Genomic DNA, 6,306 nt, shown 5'->3' with positions numbered 1-6,306 from the left:
GGGGTCGATCGCGAAGTAGACCACGAACAGCGCGGCCGTCCCCCACAGCAGCCAGTGCACCTCCCGCGCCTTGCCCAGCACCGTCTTGATCAGCACATACGAGATGAACCCGGCGCCGATCCCGTTGGAGATGGAGTAGCTGAACGGCATCAGCGCGATGGTGAGGAACGCCGGGACGGCGATGTCGATCCGCTCCCAGTCGATGGACCGCACCTGGCTCATCAGCAGGAAGCCGACCGCGATCAGCGCCGGGGCGGCGGCCTGGGCGGGCACCACGGTGGCCAGCGGGGTCAGGAAGAGCGCGAGCCCGAACAGCGCTCCGGTGACCACGCTGGCGAAACCGGTGCGCGCGCCCTCGCCGACCCCGGCCGCGGACTCGATGTAGCTCGTGTTGGACGAGGCGGACGCGGCGCCGCCGAGTGCGGCCGCCGCACCGTCGATGAGCAGCACCCGCCCCAGCCCCGGCACCCTGCCCTCGGCGTCCAGCAGCCCGGCCTCGTTGCTCACCCCGACGACCGTGCCCATGGTGTCGAAGAAGTCGGACAGGATGAGGGTGAAGATCAGCAGGACGATGGTGACCACACCGACCTGCTGGAACGCCCCGAAGAGGCTGAAGGAGCCGAGCAACCCGAAGTCCGGGGTGTCGACGACGCTGTCGGGGAGGGTGGGCACGGTCAGCCCCCATGCCTCCGGCCGGATGTCGGCGATCTCGTTGATGACGATCGCGAGCACGGTCGAGACGACGATGCTGATCAGAAGGGCGCCCTTGGCCTTGCGTGCCATCAGCGCGATGGTCAGCAGCACCCCCACGCAGAAGACCACCACCGGCCAGCCGGTGAGCCGCCCGTCCGAGCCGAGTTGCACGGGTGTGGAGCCGGTGGGGCCCGGGATACGGGAGACGAACCCGGCGTCGATGAAGCCGATGAAGGCGATGAACAGCCCGATCCCCACGCTGATGGCCTGCTTCAGCGGCTGCGGGATGGCGTGCATGACCGCCTCGCGCAGCCCGGTCACCACCAGCGCGCAGATGATCAGACCCTCCAGGACCACCAGGCCCATGGCGTCGGCCCAGCTCATCTGCGGGGCGATCTGGAAGGCGACGACCGCGTTGAGCCCGAGGCCCGCGGCGAGGGCGAGCGGCAGATTGCCGCCGATGCCCATGAGGACGGTCATCACGGCGGCCACCAGGGCGGTGGCGGTGGCGAGTTGGGTGCCGGAGAGCTGCTCGCCGAACTTGTCCTTCGCCCCGCCCAGGATGATCGGGTTCAGGACGAGGATGTACGCCATCGTGAAGAAGGTGGCGAACCCGCCCCGGACCTCCCGGCCGAGGGTCGAGCCCCGTTCGGATATCCGGAAGTATCGGTCGAGCAGGGGAAGTCCGGGCAGTGGTGGGGCCTGGGCCTTGTCCGTGATCTGTCTCGACATGGTCGCGCTCCTCGGGGGACGGCGGGCGGGTCGGCGGCGTGCCGGATCAAGGGATTGTGCCCGCCAGGAGCGCGATTCAGGTTTTCCCGGGGTTTCAGTTCATCGGCGAACCGATCTCGGTGCGGTCCATGACCACGAGGAAGCCGGTGAGCGGCAGCGAGCCGTTCGGCCGCCGGGGGCCGAAGGCCGTGGTGGGGTCGGTGGTGACCAGCGGCGGGGTGGTCCGGCCGCCCGGCGCCCAGTTGTTGTCCTGCGAGACGGCGAGGAGGCCGGTGTCGGCGCTGCCGCGGCCGTTGGAGAGCGCGAGGTTGCGGGTCAGCTTGGCGCGGGAGCCGGCGACGGCGTAGCCCTTGCCCCAGTTGTCGAAGGAGGTGGTGCGCTGGAGCCGGAGGGCCCCGGTGTTGCCGCCCGCGTCGAAGCCGCTCTTGGTGTTGGCCCAGGCGGCGGAGGACCGTACGACATGGGCGGGCGAGGGTGCGTCTCGGCGGTCGGCGCCGAGCTGGAAGCCGCTGCCGTCGCCCTTGAAGTAGGGGATGTGCCAGCGGTTCCGGCCGTTCCCGAAGGCCCAGGAGTGCTCGATGGTGACGGGGCTCGCCCACATCCACAGGTCGAGGCCGTCGTCGCTGTTGTGGAACAGCCGGGATCCGGTGACCACATTGCCGGTGCCGGAGCCGTGGGTGATGGCTATGCCGTCGGCTCGCTGGCCGCCGGTGGCGTCGTCGTGGTTGGCGTAGGAGTCCAGGTTCCGGATGAGGTTGCCGTTGGTGTCGTCGCCGCGGAGGGTGAGTCCGGTGTCGCCGTTGCCGTGGGTGCTGAGGTTCTGGAAGACGTTGCGCGTGCAGGAGGTGCAGACCAGGCCGCCGCCCGGGGCGTTGCGCAGTTCGATCCCCGAGACCGTCCAGTAGTCGGCGGTGAGGGAGACCAGGGAGGAGCCCCGGCCCAGCCGGGAGCCGTCGAGCCGGACCTTCTCCGCTCGGTACGACCGCAGCTGGACGCGCTCGCGGGGGGTGCCGCTGGTGGAGCTGCGCAGGGTCCTGGAGGGGTAGTACGTACCGCCGCGGACCTCGATGGTGGTGCCCGCCTTGGCGGTGGCGAACGCCTTCTCCAGGCTTCGGTAGGGGGACTTGAGGGTGCCGGTGTTGCCGTCGCTGCCGTTGGTGGCCACGTACAGGGTGGTGGGCACGGCGCTCGCGCCCTCCGGCGAAGCCGTCAGATACACCCCGGCCACGGCCGACGCCACGATCACGGCGCTGCCCAACGGCAGCGTGCGATCCTTGCGACGGCGGTGACGGCCCCGTTTGCGTCTCAGCCCCATGGCAACTCCTGTTCCGCGTCGAGAGAACGGGCCGGAGGATCCGGACCGGCCCGCTCCATGTCGTAGTTGCCGCCACTCCAGATTAGGTTGCCGGGCTCCCGAGGATTCTTAGATTACGAAATCCCGATCGCATCGCGATAGCTTGCGACAACACTTGATCATTTTGTGGCCGAGGATGTTCGAACGCGACGGAGATCGTGTCGGTCTGTTGCCTCATGGGCGATAGACCTTGCCCGGTTCCGGGACGGCCGGGGCCATCAGCTGGGAGACCGTCACCACCGTGTAGCCCTCCTTCTTCAGCTTCGCCAGTATCCCCGGCACGGCCGGCACCGTGCCCTTGTAGATGTCGTGCAGCAGGATGATCCCGTCGCGCTTCGTCTGGTCCAGCACCCGCTTCTCGATCAGCGCGGAGTCGTTCGTCTGGTAGTCCTTCGCCGTCACGCTCCACAGCACCTGCGCCACGCCCAGCTCACGGCAGATCTTGGAGACCCGCTCGTCCGTACGCCCCTGCGGCGGGCGCATCAGCAGCGGCGTACGGCCGGTGAGCTTCTTGACGGCGCTCTGGACGCGGGTGATCTCCGTGCGGACCTCGTCGGAGTCGGTCTTGGTCAGGATCTTGTGCGACCAGGTGTGGTTGGCCAGTTCATGCCCCTCGTCGGCGATACGGCGCACCAGGTCGGGGTGGCGGTCGATGTGCTTCCTGCCGAGCATGAAGAAGGTCGCGTGGACCTTCTCGTGCTTGAGGATCTTCAGCAGCCGGGGGGTGTTGCCACTGGGGCCCGCGTCGAAGGTGAGGGCGACGCATTTGGCGACGGCGCAGTCGACGGAGCCGTTCGCCCCGTTCTTGTCGCTCGCCCCGTTCGCCCCGCTCGCCCCGTCGCCCTTCTTGAGCACGTCCGGCTTGGAGGCGGCAGGTGTCGAGTGGCCGGCGTCCGACGCCGCGTGCTCCCGGGCGCTGCGCGGCGAGGTGGTGTCGTACGACGCACCGCAGCCGCTGAGGCCCAGCGTCAGGCAGACGGCACCGACGAGACTGACGCACAGCCCGGATATTCGACCTTTTCGCCCCATTGATGTCCCCGAAGTCCTCTTGTGATCAATAGTGGTCGCCATGCCGCCAACGTCCGTGCAAATGCGTAAAGTTGGCAGCACAAGCTGCGAGCACTATACACCGCAGGTATACACGGAGTTCATAGGGAAACTCGAGGGGCCCGAAGGCCCATGGAGCGAAGTGGTGGTGGTCCGTCAGGCGCGGCTCGGCCGGCTCTGGCCGGCTAGCTCCGGTGCTTCTTCCAGTCCGCCTGTGCCGCGTTGAGCTCCTTGGCGACCTTGTCGCAGAACGCCTTGGCGGTCATCTTGCCGAGCAGCACCTTCTGGAAGCTGGGCTCGTTGTCGGCCTTGCTGATGTTGTTCCAGTCCGGGAGGTAGTACGGCAGCTGGACGACCTTGGTCCGCGGATCGTTGAGCGACTCCAGCGCGGCCTTGGTCGGCGGGGCCTTCGCGATCCAGTCGTCATCCGCGGCGCCGACGTTGGCGGGGATGGCGCCGACGTCCTCGTTCCAGAGGCTGTTCATCTCCGGGGAGGCCGCGAACTCGATGAACTTCCAGGCCGCCGCCTTGTTCTTGCTCGCCTTGAACAGGCCGAGACCGTCGACCGGGTTGGAGACGATGGTGCGCGCCGCGCCCTGCCGGGACGGCGGCAGCGGTATGCCCGCGATCTTGTCCTTGCCGAGCAGCCGTACGTGGTCCACATAGCTGCCGAGGTTGTGCTGGAGCATCCCGATGTCGCCCTGGTCGAACTGGGCGACCATCTTGGCGAAGTCGTTGTTGAGGTCCGCGGCGGGGGTGACCTTCTTGAAGAGGGCGATGTACTTCTCGAGCGCCGCGACGTTCCTGGGGTCGTTCAGGGTGGTCTTGTCCCCGCCCTCGCCGTTCCAGAAGGACGAGATGCCGGACTGGGCGTACATCATGTCCAGCGCCTGGGCGATCGAGCCCGCGCCGCCGCGCAGGGTGAAGCCGAACCTGTTCCGGCCCTTGTCGGTCAGCTCGTCGGCGGCCTTGTAGAAGTTCTCCCAGCTGTCGGGCGCGGGCAGCTTCGCCGCCTTGAAGAGGTCGGTGCGGTACCAGAGGGTGCCCTGGTTGGCGGAGGTCGGGACGGAGTACAGCTCCTTGTCGTCACCTCCGGCCGCGCGGACGCTCTCGACCATGTTCTTGATCAGCTTGCCCTTGAGGGCGCTGTCGCCGATGCGGTCGGTCACGGGGTCGAGTGCGCCCTGGGCGACCAGATTGGCCAGATACGCGGTGCCCACGCCGCCGACGTCGGGCAGGCTGTCGCCGCCGCTCTGGATGGCGGTGTCGTACTTCGACTGCACGTTGGCGATCGGGATCGGGACGTACTTGACCGTGATGTCGGGGTTCTTGTCCTCGAACTTGGCGATGATCTGCTTCCAGATCTTGGTGCGGGGGCCGCCGTTGTTGTCCCAGAAGGTGATGGTGCCCTTGCCGGAGCCTTCCTCGCCGGTGGTCGAGCCGTCGTCTCCGCAGGCTGTGGCTGTCAGGGCGAGGGTGAGGGTTGCGGCCAGGGCGGTTGCGGTGCGGGTTGCTCTGCGGCGCGCTGGTTTCATGGTGGTCGTCTCCCGTGGGTTCACTTGCGGTTGCCGGTCGTTGAGGGTCGCGCCGTCGTGGCTGGGGAGCGGGTCGGGTTGTGCCCACCCGTTCCGCCGGGGGGCACCTCCCAGCGGTAGCCGGGGGAGTCACGATTGCCCACAACCCTGCTCATACGGCCGCTCCCCGGTCGGAGAGGTGGGCTGCCAGGCGGGCTGCTGCGGGCTGGGTCAGGCGGGTGTCGGCTATGGCTGTGACGATGCGGCGGGTGACCGTGTCGGCGGGGGCCATGGGCAGGGGGCGCTGCCAGGTGAGGGCCGAGCCGACGCCCGGGTGGTCGCCGGTGCGGACCCACCACGGGTCGGCCCGGGTGTCGCCGGTCGCGCCGACGAAGACCAGCGTCCAGTCGTCGGTGGCCAGCGCCAGCCAGTCCGCGGGCCGTCCGTGCACCGCCGCCTCGCCCTCGCCGTCGGCGCTGAAGACATGCGCGGCCTCCGGGCGCCGGGGCACGCGCCAGAAGAAACCGCCCGCGTGACCCGCCCCGCCGAGGGCGATCTCCTCGCCGGTCACATTGGTGAGGGCCGAGGTGAAGTCCAGTGCCCAGCACTCCGTTCCGAGGGACCGTACGGCCACCGTGCGCCGCTCCAGCAGCAGTTGCCGCCCACCGGCCGTCCACGACAGCTCTTCCACGAACCCGTCGGGGTCGCGCAGCAGCCAGCTGAGGTGGCGCTGGCCGCCCTGGTGGTCCCGTCGGCCGGGGCCGCCCCGGAAGTTCCATCCGGCCACCTCCGGGATGGCCATGGACACCCCCGGACGGGCCGGATCCTCGGCGGGCCGCAGCCCGGTGACGGTGACACCGCCGAGGGTGCGCACGGGGTGCAGATACGGGCGCGGCGCGACCGTGCCGGGCAGTTCGGGGCGGTGCACATACGTCCCGACGACCCGGTGCTCATGGCGCAGCAGGG

Annotated in this window: 5 protein-coding genes; all 5 read right to left on the bottom strand. The window is 69.0% G+C overall.

Going from position 1 to position 6,306, the window contains the following annotated elements:
- Window positions 1–1,425: NCS2 family permease (locus GWI24_RS38780; protein WP_210950727.1), on the bottom strand; the 1,425-nt coding region annotated here is incomplete at its 3' end.
- A 94-nt stretch (window positions 1,426–1,519) separates the two neighbouring features.
- Window positions 1,520–2,740, bottom strand: a complete 1,221-nt coding sequence (locus tag GWI24_RS38775; protein WP_210950726.1) for a right-handed parallel beta-helix repeat-containing protein — start codon at window positions 2,738–2,740, stop codon at window positions 1,520–1,522.
- Window positions 2,741–2,953: 213 nt separating this feature from the next.
- Window positions 2,954–3,808, bottom strand: a complete 855-nt coding sequence (locus GWI24_RS38770; RefSeq protein WP_210950725.1) for a polysaccharide deacetylase family protein — start codon at window positions 3,806–3,808, stop codon at window positions 2,954–2,956.
- A 203-nt stretch (window positions 3,809–4,011) separates the two neighbouring features.
- Window positions 4,012–5,361, bottom strand: coding sequence for a sugar ABC transporter substrate-binding protein (locus GWI24_RS38765; protein ID WP_210950724.1), 1,350 nt, complete (start codon window positions 5,359–5,361; stop codon window positions 4,012–4,014).
- 151 nt (window positions 5,362–5,512) lie between these two features.
- The gene (locus GWI24_RS38760; protein ID WP_247617497.1) at window positions 5,513–6,304 is read right to left on the bottom strand and encodes a PmoA family protein; all 792 of its coding nucleotides are present in this window, start codon (window positions 6,302–6,304) and stop codon (window positions 5,513–5,515) included.
- Between the last annotated feature and the right edge of the window lie 2 nt (window positions 6,305–6,306).

The sequence above is a fragment of the Streptomyces sp. MK37H genome (assembly GCF_018035285.1).
Taxonomy (GTDB): domain Bacteria; phylum Actinomycetota; class Actinomycetes; order Streptomycetales; family Streptomycetaceae; genus Streptomyces; species Streptomyces endocoffeicus.
The sequence above is the reverse complement of the archived record's forward strand: the minus strand, read 5'-3'. Positions and strand labels throughout refer to the sequence as shown.